Raw genomic sequence first — 15764 nt, forward strand, 5'->3', positions numbered from 1 at the left:
CCTTAGATTTACTTTTTCAGCAATTGCCCCCCTGCTCCGCCCGGTCTGAGCAGGGGGTTTGCCGTTTTATGCTTAGGCGATGCAGCTTGGCGCAAAATCTGCGTGGGAACATCGCAACAAATTTGTGAAATTCCGCCGATCGCAACCAGGATTCACTGGCATGCACTTGGCACAGTCTCTTAGTTGTTTTATATTTATCAAATCCATAATTCAGGAATTTGAAATATGACCAAGGCCCCAAATGTCCACGCTGCGGAACCCATCCCGGCGGCAGCCCGTCAGGCAATCGACGACCTGATGCAATCTGGCGACCTGTTTCGCTATACCGCGCCCGAGGATGCTCCGGTTGCCCTGCTCGAACAGGAATTCGCTGCGCTGTTGGGGTGCAAATACGCCCTGGCGATTTCCTCCTGCTCCGCGGCCCTGTTCCTGTCCCTGAAGGCCTTGGACCTGCCTCGCGATGCCCGCGTATTGATCCCAGGATTTACCTTTGCCGCTGTGCCCTCTTCGGTGATCCATGCCGATTGCATTCCTGTGCTTTGCGAAGTGGGGGAAAACTACCGCATTGATCTGGCTGATTTTGAGGCCCGGCTGGATGACGGCATTCAGGCGGTCATCATCAGCCACATGCGTGGCCATACCTCTGATATGGATGCCATTCTCACGCTCTGTGAGGTGCGTGACATCCCGGTGATCGAGGATGCCGCCCATTCGCTAGGCACCACCTGGAGCGGTCGCAACATTGGCACTCTGGGCAAGATTGGCTGCTTTTCCTTTCAGTCCTACAAGATGATCAATGCCGGCGAAGGTGGCATCCTGATTACCGATGACGCAGACTTGGTGGCGCGCGCTGTGATCATGTCCGGCGCTTACGAGCACAATTGGCAAAAGCACAAGGGCCCGATGGGCGATAACAGCGCAGACTTGGCCGAGGCCTTTGCCAAATGGCAAAACCAGCTACCGCTGTATAATCTGCGGATGAGCAATCTCTCCGCCGTGGTCATTCGCCCCCAGCTGCCGGAACTGGCGCGCCGCGTCCGTGATGGGCTGAAGAACCACGATTCTGTCGCAGCACAGCTGAATGCGTCACCCTTTTTTCATGTGCCCGCGCCACTGGCTCCTGAACAACGCGCCCCGGATTCCATCCAGTTCAATCTGGTGGGCATGACGGATGATCAGATCTCGGCCTTTTCCGAGGCAACCGCCAAGGCTGGCGTCAAGGTGCAGATTTTTGGCCGCTCTGCCGATAATGCCCGCGCCTTCTGGAATTGGCAGTTCATTCAGGACCTGCCTGAATTGCCCCAGACCCGCGCCATGCTGATGCAGGCCTGCGATGTACGCCTGCCGGTGCGCCTGACCCAGGAAGAGCTGGATGTGGTGGCTGGAATTCTGGTTGAAGCCGTCACCACAACCATGGCCCGCGCCGCCGCTGCCTAGTTCGTCTACAGTCAGCTGTGTCACGCAGCCGCGCCGCGCGCTTTGCGCGCGGCGCCAGGCCCAACGGGAGAAGATCCCAGGGGGATCTTCCGACGGGCGGGAGCCCCCCCTCTTTTATTCCTTTGCAATCACAGCACAGAAAAAGGCTCTGATCCGATCAGAGCCTTTCCAAGTCCAACGCCTTGCAAGGCAATGATCACTACCTATTTCAGTTTCGACAGCTTTTCCTGCAATTCTGACAGCTGGCGCTTGATGGCATCCAGGTCTTCGCCATCCCCTTCCTTGGCATTTTCCGCTTCGGGAGTGGTAGAACTGCCGGCCCAGCCGCTGGCCAGATTGCCCGGCAGCCCGCTGGTCATGGCCTTCAAAAACGCCTCCTGTTGCGCCTTCATGGCGTCAAACCCAGGGATCTGCGACATCGGATTCATCGCCGACATATTCTCAACCATCTGCGATTGGCTGTCGCGCAGCATGTCAAAGGACGCCTGCAGGAACTGCGGCATCACCCCGCCGCCCGGCTGCATATAGCTGCGCACCAGATCGTTCAGCACATTGACCGGCAGCACATTCTCGCCACGGCTTTCGTGTTCGGCAATAATCTGCAACAGATATTGACGCGTCAGATCATCGCCGGATTTCAAATCGACAATCTGCACTTCACGTCCATCCCGGATGAAACCCGCAATATCCTCCAAAGTGACATAATCGCTGGTCTCAGTGTTGTACAAACGCCGACTGGCGTAACGCTTGATCAACAGAGGTTTTTCCTGATCCGCCATTCTGTCCCTCCCCGGACATGATGCATTGCAGAAAAAAGACTATGCGAGCGCAGAACAAAAGAAAAGCCTGCAGAATGGCCTTCGAACCCTGATGGCAGGCTATGCCGCCACCCCAATCCAGGCACAGGCTCTTCTGACAGGACAAAACCGCTTGAGCTCAACCAGACTTGAGGTTTTACAACTTCTCCCAAATAGCAAAGGAGACCTGGTTTGAAAATTTTGATCCTTGGCGGGACCGGCTCCATCGGCAGTGCCGTCACCGCAGAACTGGTTGCCCACAATCATTTGGTTATCGGTCTTTGCCGCTCACAGAGTTCCGCACATAAGCTCGCAGCCCTGGGCGCCCAACCCTGGAGGGGCGATCTGCGCAATCCAGCCAGTTGGCGGGCAGCGATTGACCAGGTGGATGTCGTCATCCAGCTCGCGGCAAGTTTTGAGGAGGACATGGCAGCAGTCGATACAGCGGCCATCGCCGTGATCAAACAGCAGGCACGCCATCGCAACAAGCCTTTGCGGGTGCTTTACACCGGTGGCTGCTGGCTCTACGGCGAAACCGGTGAACATGCAGCCCGCGAGACCAGTCCAAAGCGACCCATCCCTGCCTTTGCCTGGATGCAGGACAATGCCCAGTCGCTGTTGCAAGACCCCAAGCTGACCAGCTGCATAATCCACCCGGCCATGACCTATCACGAAGACGGTGGCGGCGTTTTTTCTCGTCTCTTGTCGCAGGCCGCATCCGGTCAACCGCTGGAGGTCTGGGGCAGCATTCAAATTCGCTGGCCGCTGGTGCATCGCCGAGATCTTGCCCGTGCCTATCGCCTGCTGGCAGAGCAGCCAGAGCTCAGCGGACACTATAATGTCGCGGCCCAGACCGGCGTGCCGATGCGCGCCATTCTCGACGAGATCATCCGGCGGCACCTCCATGATGGTGCCTATTTGGTCCGCAACCGCAAATATGTGATGTTCAAATACGGTAACTGGGCCGCAGGCCCGACCTTGGATCAGCAAATGAGGGCAGACAAAATTCAGACCGCCTGCGGCTGGCGCCCCGAAGTCAGCGATTTCACCCAGGCCGCGTTCTAACACTTGCACCTGCCCAATTTGCAAAAGGGCAACGCAAAAAGGACAGGTCGAAACGACCTGCCCTTTTGGACACGTAAGAGAGGGATCAGATGCAGGGAGGAGCCATGATCCCGCTCTTCGTGATCAGCCCGTAGGGGCTGCTTATTTTGCTGCTGCTTTTTTGGCGGCAGTGGTCACGTCATTGGTCGCTTTTTTGACAGCGGCAGTGGCTTCTTCGCCCATGTCTTTGCCAGCAGCCATCAGCAGCTCAACGGTTTCCATCTGAACTTTTTTCGCAACTTCAGCAAAAGCGGCCATGTTTTCGGCTGCAACTTCAGCAGAGGCGCTGGCGAAATCGGTTGCGGATTTTGCGTATTCAGCAGGATCTGCCTGAGCCTTGGAAACGCCGGACATTTTGGCCAGGGCGTCTTTGGTCCATTTGCTGGAGATTTCCGAGGACTGCTCAGCAGCACCCAGAACAACCGCGCTCAGCTTTTCATTCAGCGCAGCGGTGTTTTTGAAAGCGTCTTCCATTGCGGATGTATCCACTGGAAATGCGCCCATCATGTCTTTCATCATAGCGGTAAAATCTTGGGTCTTAGCCATTGTACTGGTTCCTCTGGTTGCCATCTCGGGACCACCCCGCGTTTCAGCATGAGGAATATATACTTTCTGCATCGCAGCATTTCAAGAAAAATCTTGCTGCAATGCAGAAAAAATTAGCGTACCCTCAAGAAATCAATCGGTTGCCCGGATCCGCACATAGCTGCCGGGGGCTGCTTCCAGCACCGGGTTATTGGAATCACCCGGTTCCCGCGCCGGAACCTGCTTGCCCGAGCGTTTCTTCAGCCAGCCTTCCCAACGGGGCCACCAGGAGCCTTCGTTGAATGTGGCCCCTGCCATCCAATCGTCCGCGGACAGCTTCAGATCGTCATTGGTATAGTGACCATATTTGTTGCGGCTTGGCGGATTGACGATGCCCGCGATATGGCCCGACTGCGACACGATGAAGGTCTTGCTACGCCCCCCCATCTGTTGCACGCCTTTGTAACAGTTATCCCAGGGCGCAATGTGATCCGTCTCGCAGGTGATCGCCATCAGCGGAATATCCACATCCTTAAGCTGCAGCTTCTCGCCAAAGAGCTCAAAACCACCATCCGCGAACTGGTTCCCCTGACACAGGCCCCGCAAATACTCCCGCGCCATCTTGCCGGGCAGATTGGCACCATCGCCATTCCAATAGAGCAGATCAAAGGCAGGTGGCGTTTCCCCCATCATGTAGCTGCGGATGGCGGGGCCATAGACCAGATCATTGGCCCGCAGATAAGAGAAGGTGCGCGCCATGATATAGGAGGGCAGGATGCCGTCTTCGCCGATCTCTTCAACAATGGCATCAACAAAATCATTCTGCAGGAAGGGGGTGAAATCCCCCTGATCGGAAAAATCCGTCAAGGCGGTAAACAGGGTCGCCGACTTCACAGATTTATCGCCGCGCTTTTTCATCAAGGCCAGCGTCAGGCTGAGCGTGGTTCCCGCAATGCAATAGCCGATGGCATTGACCTGCTTGACCTTGCAGATCTCCTTGGCCTTGTTGATCGCAGCCAGGAAACCCTCTTCGACATACTCTTCCATGCCAACATCGGCATAGTCACTATTGGCATTGATCCAGGAGACCACAAACAGGGTATAACCCTGTTCAGTCACCCATTTGATCAGACTGTTCTGCGCCTTGAGGTCAAGAATGTAGAATTTGTTGATCCAAGGCGGGAACAGCACGATAGGAGTTTCATGCACGGTCTCGGTGGTGGGATGATACTGGATTATCTCCATCATCCGATTGCGGAACACCACCTCACCGGGGCTGGTGGCGATATTACCACCGATTTCAAAAGCGGTCTCATCCGCCAGCCGCACCACCAGCTCGCCATTGTTGGCCTCGAGGTCGGACACCAGGTTCTGCATGCCGTCAATCAACGATTGCCCCTCGGTCTCCAGCGCCTTTTCCAGCGCATCCGGATTGGTGGGCAGAAAATTGGTCGGTGCCATCATATTGATGATCTGATCAGAGAAGTAGCTCAGCCGGTGACGATCAATAGGCTCCAGGTCGTCGACCTGCTCCACTGCGCTGCGTATTGTCTCAGCATTTGTCAGGTACTGTTGTTTTACAAAGTTAAAATAGGGATTGCTGTCCCACATCGGATTACCAAACCGACGGTCCTGAGGGGGTGTTTTGGCACCTTCCTCATCTCCCTGTGCGGCCAAGACCTGCTGTGCTTCGGCAAAATTGAGCACAGATTTTCCCCAAAATTCGACCTGTTGTTCCATTAATTTGGCAGGATTTTGTAAGATTTCAGTCCAGTAAGAGGTTGCTGCACGTGCAAACAACTCCTGATTCGGACCATCCAATCCAGGGTGGTGACCTTTCTTGCTGGCCATTATTTCGACCAGCTTTTGCGAGAGCTGATCAACGCGCTCCATATTTTCCTTAAGGCGTTCAATGTGTTCTGGCGAAGCGCCATGGTTCAATATGTCACTTGTTGTCATCTTAAGGAATCCCCCATACTCTTTCTGCCATGCAGAATACTGGTTTAACCATGTTACGCCAAAGCGACGAAAGGTCCGAGGCCCTGCATAAATTCCGTCCGCAGTTGCGAGACATGGGCGGGCAGTAAAAAGGAAAGCCATATGCGTTATATGATGTCGTACGACTTGATGGAAACCGCCCGGAACATGAACCAATGGCTGGGCGCCAGTGCCTTGTCGATGGCCTCCTATCCCGCGTTTTCTGCCATCCCCAACCCGGCGCTCAGCTGGATGGCTGCCTGGGGCGAAGTCACCGAACGTAGCTTTCACCGCATGACCGTCAAACCCGATTGGGGCATCCGCAGTTTCACCTGCGAAGACGGCAAGGATCATCTGGTCGAAGTGACCCCGGTTGTTGAACGCGATTTTGGCGATCTGATCCATTTTCGTGTGACCGGCCGTGAGGAACAGCCCCGCAAGGTTCTGATCGTGGCGCCGATGTCTGGCCACTATGCAACCCTGCTGCGCTCGACCGTCAAAAGCCTGCTGGTCAACTGCGAAGTCTATATCACCGACTGGCACAATGCCCGCGATATTCCCGTGTCCGCCGGCAAGTTCGACATCGAAGATTACACGCTCTACCTCGTTGATTTTATGCGCGAATTAGGCCCTGACACCCATGTGGTTGCTGTCTGCCAGCCCGCACCGCTGACGCTTGCCGCCACCGCTTATCTGGCCGAGCAAGACCCGGCCGCGCAGCCCTCCTCGCTGACCTTGATTGGCGGCCCGGTGGATCCGGATGCCGCCCCGACCGAAGTCACCGATTTTGGCAGCCGCGTCACCATGGGGCAATTGCAGGAAACCATGATCCAACAGGTAGGTTTCAAATACAAAGGTGTCGGGCGCAAAGTCTATCCCGGCCTGTTGCAGCTGTCCTCCTTCATGTCGATGAACATGGATCGCCACTCCAAGGCCTTTACGGACCAGATCCAGCGCGCCAGCCGCGGCGAGAGTTCGGATCACGATGCCCACAACCGGTTCTACGACGAGTATCTGGCGGTTATGGATATGACAGCCGAGTTCTATCTCTCGACTGTTGAGCGCGTTTTCAAATCCCGAGAGATCGCCCGCAACGAATTCATCGTCGATGGTCACAAGGTCGATATCGGCGCGATCACCGATGTGGCGGTAAAATCCGTTGAAGGTGCCAATGACGACATCTCCGCCCCCGGTCAGTGTATCGCGGCACTGGATCTGTGCACCGGTCTGCCCGACAGCAAAAAGGCAAGCCACGTCGAGCCTGGCGCTGGCCATTACGGTATCTTTGCCGGCCGCAGCTGGCGCGACAATATTCGCCCCCTGGTGATCGACTTTATGGATGAAAACAGCCGCAAACCCAAATCGGCAAAACCCAAGGCGACCAAAGGCAAGGCAAAGCCCAAAGCCGCCGCTGCAAAAGCCTGATGTCATGAGCGACGGAAAACACAGCTTTTCCTGCTCCTGTGGCAGCTTCGCCGGGCACATCTCCGCTGAGGGGCAGAAATCCGGTCTCCGGCTTTTGTGCCACTGCCCGGATTGTCGCGCGGCGGAGCTCTATCATCACCAACCAGATCCGGTTGAGGGGGTGGATCTGTTTCAGCTTGCCCCGCACGCCATCTCAATCACCCAGGGTGCTGAGCACCTGCGTCTGATGCGCCTTGGCCCCAAGGGATTGTTTCGTTGGTATGCGGGGTGCTGTGGTACGCCCTTTGCCAATACCCTGTCAAAACCGCAGCTTTCCTTTGCCGGGCTGCGTTCAGATATCTTTGACAACAAAGACGCACTGGGCAAGGTCAAGGCTCAGGCCAATATCACCCGTCCCGGCAAGCCGCCCCAGAACAAGGGCATGGCGCGCATGGTCTATGGGATCTTTTCGCGTATGATTACTGCACGCCTGTCCGGCCTTTGGCGTGAGACACCGTTTTTTGATGCTGAAACGGGAAAACCCATGGCGGAACCCGAGGTGCTCTCAAAAGAGGCCCGCGCCAAGCTCTACCCCTGATCCCCACCCTGTAGAACCATAGAAGCCAGGCTCAAACAGTTTCAGCATTGGTTGGCGCGGCCAGCCAGTGCAACAGCGCGTGGTTCACCACTTCGGGCTGCTCCAACCCTGGCAAATGCCCAGCGCCTGCAATGACTTCCAGCCCTGCATGGGGGATCAATCCAGCCATGAATTCATGCCGTTTTACCGGTGTCAGCCGGTCATACTCCCCACAGAGAATAAGCGTTGGCACCTGACAGCGCCGGGCCGTCGCCTGTTGGTCAAGCCGCCGTTGCAAAGCCCGGCTTTGATCAACAAACAGCTCGGCCCCCAGATCCAACCCCATCTCGCGGACCAGATTAAGGATATCCAGGCGGCGCGGCCCCGGCGCCAGAACCTCTGGCGGCAGGGATAACTGCAGGGCCTTTTCCAACCCACCCGTGCGGGCACTGATGATCAGCGGTTCTCGCATGGCGGCTTGGTCTGGAGTCTCGGACAATGGCGTTGTCGCCATCAGGCACAGCCGGGTGATCCGCTCCGGAGCACGGCGCAGTATCTCCAACGCCACGATACCGCCCATCGACAGGCCAACCAGCGCAAACCTCTCAGGCAGCATCGACAGAATATGGGTGGCGATATCTTCCACCCGCGCCCCACCATGCAAAGGTGCAACCATCACCGGGGCCTTTGCGGACAGGGCTTGAATTTGGGGGGTAAAGACCCGCGCATCGCACATCATTCCCGGCAAAAACACCACCGGCTCGCGCCCCCAATTGCCTGTTTGCTCCATGCCCTACCACCTCCATCTCGTTGATCTTCAAAACCATCAGTCGGGATAGGTCTTGAAGGTTTCAAACCCGCGTGTCTCTTATTCCCCAACTCTTGCGGTGACTTGCCGCTGGGAGCAAGGGAGATTTCGCCCTGCTTCGCGATGAAACATGGATCTCACGAAAAATCCGCCTCAAGGCTTGCTCACATCACCGGATGAGATCAGTATCCGTTCCAGCGAAAGGCGCCATCCCCGGCCAGCGAAGAAAAGGGATTATGTGCCACTTCCCAGATATGGCCATCAGGGGCTCTGAAATAGCCAATATACCCTCCCCAGAACACCTCGCCCGCCGGACGCAAGATTTCCGCCCCAGCCTTGAGTGCAAGTGCCAACAGATCATCCACCTCCTCGCGGCTGCGGGTATTGTGGCTGAGAGTCATCGCCCCGGTGCCAAGCGCCTCAAGCGGCAGGCCAATATCCTCTGCCAGCTTCTCCAGAGGGTAAAGCCCCAGCGTCTGCGAGATCAGGTCAAACGCAACCACCCCGTCGGGACTCTCAGCGGTTTGCCAGCCAAGCGCCGCATAAAAGGCCGCAGCCTGATCTACATCAGGCACCCCAAGGGTGATCAAACTTACCCGTTGTTCCATAGTCATGACGTCTCCTTCCAGCGAGATATCCCGCGACTCTCTGAACCCGTTAAAGCAGCTCGGATATCGAGATTTCAATCAGGCGCAGACAGGCTTCATCCGAAAACCGATGATCCGCATCCTTTACCAGGTTCAGCCGCATGTCCGTGCAGCGCGCGTGTTGCAACAGCCGCAAGGCGGTCTCGGTAGAAACGGCCGTATCTGCCGTGCCCTGCAAGCACCTGACAGGAAAAGGCAAATCAAGCGCGTCGCGCAGCACCAAGCGGTTGCGCCCATCCTCGATCATGCGCTTGCTGATGCGATAGGGCTCCATGTAATCGCTTGGCAGTTCAACATAGCCCTGCGTCTCCAGCTCTGCCTTCTGCGCGGCGCTAAAGCTGGCCCAATAGCCGTCTTCAGTGAAATCCGGGGCGGCAGCGATGGTCACCATGCCCTGAATACGCTCCGGCATGGCCTTGGCCAGCAACAGGGCCTGCCAGCCCCCCATGGAGGAGCCCACAACCAGCAAGGGCCCCGTGGTCAGAGCGGTAACAGTGGCAAGGGTATCTTCATGCCAATCGCCAATGCAGCCCTCCTCAAACTGGCCCGAGCTCTCCCCATGGCCAGAGTAATCAAAACGCAAAAACCCCAAGCCCCTGGCCTTGGCCCAGGCCTGCAGATGGATCGCCTTGGTCCCCTCCATGTCGGATTTGAGCCCGCCCAGGAACACCAAGGTCGGCCCCTTGCCACTGTGGAAATGATAGGCGATAGAGCGCCCCTGCGCGGTCTTCAGAAAACGTGTTGCTGCCATGTCTTAGCCTCCCTCTTTGGTTCCAGATGTGTCACGCCTAGCGCCGGGCTGCAATTCGCAAAACCGCCCGGTCCGTACCCTGCCCCGTTTCAAGAGCTCCCCAGGTTAGACCCCAAGTTGCTCTCAAGCCTGTTCTCAGGCTTGCTCCCATTCCCCACAGCTCTTAGGTTGCGCCAAATTGCCAGCGACACCCCAGGGATCCTATATGACACAGATACTCCATCGCAGTGGCCTTGCTGCGCTCTGCTTGGCGATTGCCCTCTCCGGCGTCTGGGCGTCACTGGCCCTCTGGTATCGCCTGCCCTTTAGCCTCTTCACCCGTATGAGCTTTGCCACCGGCTTTGCCATCCTGACACTGGCAGTGATCCTGGGGCTCTTTCGCCCCCGGCGCCTGCGTGCCCTTGCCACCTATTTGCTTGCACTGGCAACTCTGATCACCTGGTGGACCAGTCTCACCCCGCCTGCGACCCGTGATTGGGCCCCAGACGTGGAACACCAGGTCACCGGACAGCTTGAGGGCTCACTGCTGACACTGGAGCATGTCCGCAATTTCACCTGGCGCAGCCCGGTGGATTTTGACCCCAACTGGGAGACCCGCAGCTATGATCTAGACCAATTGGAAAGCCTTGATCTTTTCATGTCCTATTGGTCCAGCAAAACCATTGCCCATATGATCATCAGCTTCGGTTTTGCCGATGGAGAACAACTCGCCTGGTCAGTGGAAGTGCGCCGCCAGCGCGACGGCAGCTTCTCTCCCATCGCTGATATGTTCAAAGCCAACACCCTATCCCTGATCGCCGCAGATGAACGCGATGTGGTGGGCACCCGCACCAATGCCCGCGGCGAAGACGTCCAGCTCTACCGCACGAACACCAGCCCAGACAAAGCCCGCGCCCTGTTGCTGCACTATGTGGCAGCGGCCAATCAGCTGGCCGCGCAGCCCCGGTGGTACAATTCGCTCTTTACCAATTGCACCACCGTGGTCCTGCAAATGATCCGCACCATCACCGGAGACATCCCTCTGGATTGGCGGGTCCTGGCCAATGGCTACCTGGCAGGCTACGCCTATGACGCTGGCGTTCTCGACAGCCGCCTGCCGCTCACGGAGCTGACTCAAATGGGCCGCATTACGGCCCGCGCCCAGGCCCAAGGTATCAGCCCCGAGTACTCCCGCATGATCCGCCAAGGTGTTCCCTCCCCCCTGGCAAAGTAAAGCCAAGCCGCTGGTTTTCATTTGGCCAGAAATATCCCGGGGAGCGCGAGGGGCTGGCCCCTCGCCCCCTTGACACGACCAGATACAGCTGCCAAATCCTCCCCATCACATAACCCGCAACCGGGCGTTCAGTGGGCGCCAAACCGACGAGGAGCAGCCAGGATATGGCCCAAATCTCTCTCACATTCCCCGATGGCAATGCACGCAGCTATGAGGCTGGCATCACCGCCGCCGAAATCGCCGCCGACATTTCAACCTCGCTGGCAAAAAAGGCCATCTCCGCCACCCTGGATGGTCAGCACTGGGATCTGCAATGGCCGATTGATGCCGATGCCGCCATCGCCCTGCACACCCTCAAGGATGAAGCGCAGGCCAATGAGCTGATCCGTCACGATCTTGCCCATGTCATGGCCCGCGCCGTGCAGGAGCTCTGGCCCGACACCAAGGTCACCATCGGCCCGGTGATTGAAAACGGCTGGTACTACGACTTTGACCGCGCCGAGCCCTTCACCCCGGAAGACCTGGGCGTGATTGAGAAAAAGATGAAAGAAATCATCAACAAGCGCGAACCTGTTCGGACTGAGGTCTGGGACCGTCAGCGCGCCGTTGACTTCTACACTGCCAATGATGAGCCCTATAAGGTCGAACTGATCGAGGCCATTCCCGGCGATGAACCGCTGCGCATGTACTGGCATGGCGACTGGCAGGATCTCTGCCGTGGCCCCCACCTGCAGCACACTGGCCAATTGCCCGGTGACGCCTTCAAACTGATGAGCATTGCGGGCGCCTACTGGCGCGGTGACAGTGACCGCGCCATGCTGCAGCGCATTTACGGCGTTGCCTTCACCGGCAAGGAAAAGCTCAAGGCCCACCTGCATATGCTGGAAGAGGCCGCCAAACGCGACCACCGCAAGCTGGGCCGTGAAATGGATCTGTTCCATATGCAGGAAGAGGCCCCCGGCCAGATCTTCTGGCACCCCAATGGCTGGAAGATCTACACCCAGCTGCAGGACTACATGCGCCGCCAGCAGGAAAAAGGCGGCTATGTCGAGGTGAACACCCCGCAGGTGGTGGATCGCAAGCTCTGGGAGGCCTCAGGTCACTGGGAAAAATACCAGGAAAACATGTTCATCGTTGAAGTCGACGAAGAGCACGCCCGTGAAAAAGCAGTCAACGCGCTGAAACCGATGAACTGCCCCTGCCATGTGCAGATCTTCAACCAGGGCCTCAAGAGCTACCGCGATCTACCGCTGCGGATGGCCGAGTTCGGCTCCTGCAACCGCTATGAGCCCTCGGGCGCGCTGCACGGCATCATGCGGGTGCGTGGCTTTACCCAGGACGATGGTCACATTTTCTGCTCGGAAGATCAGATCGAGTCGGAAACCGCCGAGTTCATCCGCTTTCTGTCCACCATCTACAAGGATCTGGGCTTTGAGAATTTCTCGGTGAAGTTCTCCGATCGTCCAGAAAAGCGTTCCGGCTCGGATGAAGTCTGGGACAAGGCCGAGGCTGCTCTCTTGTCGGCCACCCGTGCCGCCGGGATCGAGCCAGAGCTGAACCCAGGCGAAGGCGCCTTTTACGGGCCCAAGCTGGAGTTTGTTCTGACCGATGCCATTGGCCGGGATTGGCAGTGCGGCACCCATCAGGTTGACTTTGTTCTGCCTGAACGCCTGGATGCCACTTATATTGGTGCCGATGGCGCCAAGCACCGTCCGGTCATGCTGCACCGGGCAACTTTGGGATCCTTTGAACGCTTCATCGGTATTCTGATCGAAGAACACGCCGGCAAGCTGCCTTTCTGGTTGGCACCGCGCCAAGTGGTTGTCGCCTCCATCACTTCGGATTCGGATGACTATGTGCATGAGGTCGTGGCCGAACTGCTGAAACAGGGCGTGCGCGCTGAGGCCGATATCCGCAACGAGAAGATCAACTACAAGGTCCGCGAACATTCCCTGGGCAAAGTGCCGGTGATCCTGGCCATTGGCCATCGCGAAGTGGAGGAGCGTACCGTCTCGATCCGCCGCCTGGGTGAGAAGCAGACGCGTGTTGATAGTCTCGAAAATGTTACAAAGGCTCTTGGGGCCGAAGCAACGGCGCCAGACCTTTTGTAACATTTCCTCTAAAACCTTAACTTAGCGGCCCCCATTTGGGGGCCGTTTTGTTTCAATGCTTCAGAATTTCTTTTATTTTCAATCCACTAGGTAGAACCCTACTGTCACGGATGCTGACGCGCCCGTGAGACACGCTCTCGTGACTTAAACTCTTGTACTCCTCGGGTTAGGTTTTTCATGTCAACAAGACAGCGCAAGCCTAACCAAAAGGAATTCATGAGATGTCGAAAACTTCCAAATCTCTCGCCGTTGCAAGTGCCGTTGCCGCAGCTCTGACCGCAGCCGCCACCATGCCTGCCGCCGCTGGCACCAAAGAGAAATGCTATGGTGTCTCCCTTGCCGGTCAAAACGACTGTGCCGCTGGCCCCGGCACCACCTGCGCTGGCACATCCACAGTTGATTATCAGGGCAATGCCTGGACTTTGGTCGATGCGGGCACCTGCGCCGATATCGAACTGCCGGACCTCGCCGATGGCAGCAAGCGCACTGGTTCGCTGGACGCACAGGAACGCGATCTGCCTGCATAAGCTAGCGCAGTGAAACAGATCCAGGAGGGCGGTCCCCATGCTGCCCTCTTGAATTGAACACCCAGACCAGCAAGAATGCCCTTTCAGAACCTTCAGCCAATCAGTTCATCTGCTTCCCCCCCCCGTGGCGCTCTTTTATTGGCTGAATGATCCCGCTGCCGTCTCTTCCCGACTTGATCCGACCTGATCGGGTCCATCTGATACGAGATCTGCCATGCTTCAGTCCTTTCCCAACAGATCTCTGCCGAATGCGCCTGGTGTCGGCTATAAGCCACAGCATTTTGCCGAGATCATGGAGCAGGCTGAGCCGGTGCAATGGCTGGAGATCCACGCGGAAAACTACATGGGAGCTGGTGGACGCCCCCTTGCCCAGCTGCGCCATCTGGCTGAAAAATTTGCCATCTCGGTGCATGGTGTTGGCCTATCGATTGGCGGCGAAGCTCCGCTTGACCCAGAACATCTGTCCCGGTTGAAACACCTTGTGAGCTGGCTCAACCCCGCCAGCTTTTCCGAACATCTTGCCTGGTCGACCCATGACGGCCAGTTCTACAACGACCTGCTGCCCCTGCCCTATACGGATGAGACGCTCACCCGTGTCTGCACGCATATCGATCAGCTGCAAGAGGTGATTGACCGCCCCATGCTGCTGGAAAACCCCTCCAGCTACCTCGCCTTTGCTGAAAGCACCTGGTCGGAACCGGATTTTCTGGCAGAGATCAGCCGTCGCACGGACTGTGGATTGCTGCTCGACGTCAACAATGTCTTTGTCTCTGCCACCAACTTGGCCTTCTCTCCGCAGGGCTATATCGATGCCTTTGCGCTGGACAGGGTTGGCGAGATCCACCTGGGCGGTCATGACGAAGACACCGATGATCAGGGGCGCCCTCTATTGATCGACAGCCATGGCCGCGAAGTGGTGGATCCCGTCTGGGCCCTGCTGGACTACACTTTGGAACGCGCAGGCCCCAAGCCGGTGCTGATTGAATGGGACAATGATGTCCCTGATTGGTCGACCCTGGCCGCCGAAGCCGAACGCGCCGCTTTTGCCTTGGCCAATCTTCCTGCCCAGGCGCCACTCGCAGCTGCGCAACAAGTCCCGGCATGAGCAAACAGTTGAAATCCCACACGCCTCTGGTCGATCAGGCGCAGTTTATCACTGCCCTGATGTCCGCAGAGACGCCGGTGCCCGAAGGGCTGGTTGATCAGGACTGCCTGGCGGCTGGACGGCGGTTCTCGGTTTATCGCAACAATGTGGCGGTCTCTTTGACCGAAGCAATGCATAGTGCTTTTCCGGTGGTTGCCAAGCTGTTGGGAAACAAGAACATGGATGGGTTGTCCGGTCTTTTCCTGCGCGCCCATCCCCCCAGCTCGCCACTGATGATGTTCTATGGAGCCGAGTTCCCGGCCTTTCTGGAGGGCATGCCGCAGCTGGATCATCTCGGCTACCTGGGCGATATCGCCCGGCTGGAACTTGCTCTGCGCCATGCCTATCACGCCGCGGATGCCAGTGCTATCGACCCATTGAAGCTGGCAGAACTGTCTGAAGAGGCACTGTTGCAAACAGGGCTGACGCTCTCCCCGGCGCTCCATCTCCTGCGCTCGCCTTGGCCGATCCAGTCGATCTGGCGCTTCAACACCATTGAGGGAGCAGACAAGCCACAGGCAGGCGCCGAAGCGGTGTTGATCACCCGCCCGGAGTTCGACCCGATCCCGCAGGTCGTCAGCAGCGCCGAGGCCACCTGGATAGAGGCGCTCATGCAGGGCGCCAGCATTGGCCAGGCACTGGACCAGGCTCGCAGCACTGACACCAAATTTGACCTCAGCTCCCCACTCACCCTGCTGTTGCAGGGCGGAGCAATCACTGGACTAGTAAACAAAGGGTAATG

Annotated in this window: 15 protein-coding genes; 9 read left to right on the forward strand and 6 right to left on the reverse strand. The window is 57.5% G+C overall.

The features are described 5' to 3' along the window. Window positions 1-225: 225 nt before the first annotated feature. Window positions 226-1437 (forward strand): DegT/DnrJ/EryC1/StrS aminotransferase family protein, encoded by a 1212-nt coding sequence (locus ED661_RS20095; RefSeq protein ID WP_122076454.1) that lies wholly within the window; start codon window positions 226-228, stop codon window positions 1435-1437. Window positions 1438-1640: 203 nt separating this feature from the next. On the opposite strand, the gene phaR is transcribed toward ED661_RS20095, so the two are convergent. After that, entirely contained in the window at window positions 1641-2216 is a 576-nt protein-coding gene (gene phaR, locus ED661_RS20100; RefSeq protein ID WP_122076456.1) for a polyhydroxyalkanoate synthesis repressor PhaR, read from the reverse strand. A gap of 210 nt (window positions 2217-2426) precedes the next feature. Between phaR and ED661_RS20110 the strand changes: the two genes are divergently transcribed. After that, window positions 2427-3299, forward strand: a complete 873-nt coding sequence (locus tag ED661_RS20110) for an NAD-dependent epimerase/dehydratase family protein (RefSeq protein WP_122076460.1) — start codon at window positions 2427-2429, stop codon at window positions 3297-3299. A 141-nt stretch (window positions 3300-3440) separates the two neighbouring features. Here ED661_RS20110 and ED661_RS20115 read toward each other — a convergent pair whose 3' ends face one another. Together ED661_RS20115 and ED661_RS20120 are read right to left on the reverse strand one after the other, a co-directional pair. Further along, window positions 3441-3884, reverse strand: coding sequence for a phasin, PhaP (locus tag ED661_RS20115; RefSeq protein ID WP_122076462.1), 444 nt, complete (start codon window positions 3882-3884; stop codon window positions 3441-3443). A 132-nt stretch (window positions 3885-4016) separates the two neighbouring features. Next, complete coding sequence (locus tag ED661_RS20120) at window positions 4017-5822, reverse strand: alpha/beta hydrolase (protein ID WP_122076464.1); 1806 nt, start codon at window positions 5820-5822, stop codon at window positions 4017-4019. Between the two features lie 141 nt (window positions 5823-5963). Here ED661_RS20120 and phaZ point away from each other — a divergent pair, with 141 nt between their 5' ends. Both phaZ and ED661_RS20130 read left to right on the forward strand, forming a co-directional pair. After that, the gene (gene phaZ, locus ED661_RS20125) at window positions 5964-7265 is read left to right on the forward strand and encodes a polyhydroxyalkanoate depolymerase (protein WP_122076466.1); all 1302 of its coding nucleotides are present in this window, start codon (window positions 5964-5966) and stop codon (window positions 7263-7265) included. A 4-nt stretch (window positions 7266-7269) separates the two neighbouring features. Further along, a complete protein-coding gene (locus tag ED661_RS20130) occupies window positions 7270-7842 on the forward strand; it encodes a DUF6151 family protein (protein WP_122076468.1) in 573 nt (190 codons plus the stop codon). Window positions 7843-7873: 31 nt separating this feature from the next. On the opposite strand, the gene ED661_RS20135 is transcribed toward ED661_RS20130, so the two are convergent. From ED661_RS20135 to ED661_RS20145, 3 genes are all read right to left on the reverse strand, one after another. After that, the gene (locus ED661_RS20135; RefSeq protein ID WP_122076470.1) at window positions 7874-8611 is read right to left on the reverse strand and encodes an alpha/beta fold hydrolase; all 738 of its coding nucleotides are present in this window, start codon (window positions 8609-8611) and stop codon (window positions 7874-7876) included. A gap of 200 nt (window positions 8612-8811) precedes the next feature. Beyond that, window positions 8812-9237: a VOC family protein gene (locus tag ED661_RS20140; RefSeq protein ID WP_122076472.1), complete on the reverse strand. Its 426-nt coding sequence runs from the start codon at window positions 9235-9237 to the stop codon at window positions 8812-8814. A 49-nt stretch (window positions 9238-9286) separates the two neighbouring features. Then, the gene (locus ED661_RS20145) at window positions 9287-10027 is read right to left on the reverse strand and encodes an alpha/beta fold hydrolase (protein ID WP_122076474.1); all 741 of its coding nucleotides are present in this window, start codon (window positions 10025-10027) and stop codon (window positions 9287-9289) included. A 205-nt stretch (window positions 10028-10232) separates the two neighbouring features. Between ED661_RS20145 and ED661_RS20150 the strand changes: the two genes are divergently transcribed. The 5 genes from ED661_RS20150 (at window position 10233) to ED661_RS20170 (ending at window position 15762) form a co-directional block, all read left to right on the forward strand. Further along, the gene (locus tag ED661_RS20150) at window positions 10233-11240 is read left to right on the forward strand and encodes a DUF4105 domain-containing protein (protein WP_122076476.1); all 1008 of its coding nucleotides are present in this window, start codon (window positions 10233-10235) and stop codon (window positions 11238-11240) included. Between the two features lie 164 nt (window positions 11241-11404). Beyond that, complete coding sequence (gene thrS / locus ED661_RS20155) at window positions 11405-13351, forward strand: threonine--tRNA ligase (RefSeq protein ID WP_122076478.1); 1947 nt, start codon at window positions 11405-11407, stop codon at window positions 13349-13351. Between the two features lie 221 nt (window positions 13352-13572). Next, window positions 13573-13878 (forward strand): DUF2282 domain-containing protein, encoded by a 306-nt coding sequence (locus ED661_RS20160; RefSeq protein ID WP_122076480.1) that lies wholly within the window; start codon window positions 13573-13575, stop codon window positions 13876-13878. A gap of 214 nt (window positions 13879-14092) precedes the next feature. Then, window positions 14093-14983, forward strand: coding sequence for a DUF692 family multinuclear iron-containing protein (locus tag ED661_RS20165; RefSeq protein ID WP_122076482.1), 891 nt, complete (start codon window positions 14093-14095; stop codon window positions 14981-14983). Continuing rightward, window positions 14980-15762 carry a DNA-binding domain-containing protein gene (locus tag ED661_RS20170; RefSeq protein WP_122076484.1) on the forward strand — a complete coding sequence of 261 codons (783 nt, stop codon included), beginning with the start codon at window positions 14980-14982 and terminating at the stop codon, window positions 15760-15762. The genes ED661_RS20165 and ED661_RS20170 overlap by 4 nt, the downstream gene beginning before the upstream one ends. The last annotated feature ends 2 nt before the right edge of the window (window positions 15763-15764 follow it).

The organism is Pseudophaeobacter sp. EL27 (assembly GCF_900313025.1).
GTDB lineage: Bacteria > Pseudomonadota > Alphaproteobacteria > Rhodobacterales > Rhodobacteraceae > Pseudophaeobacter.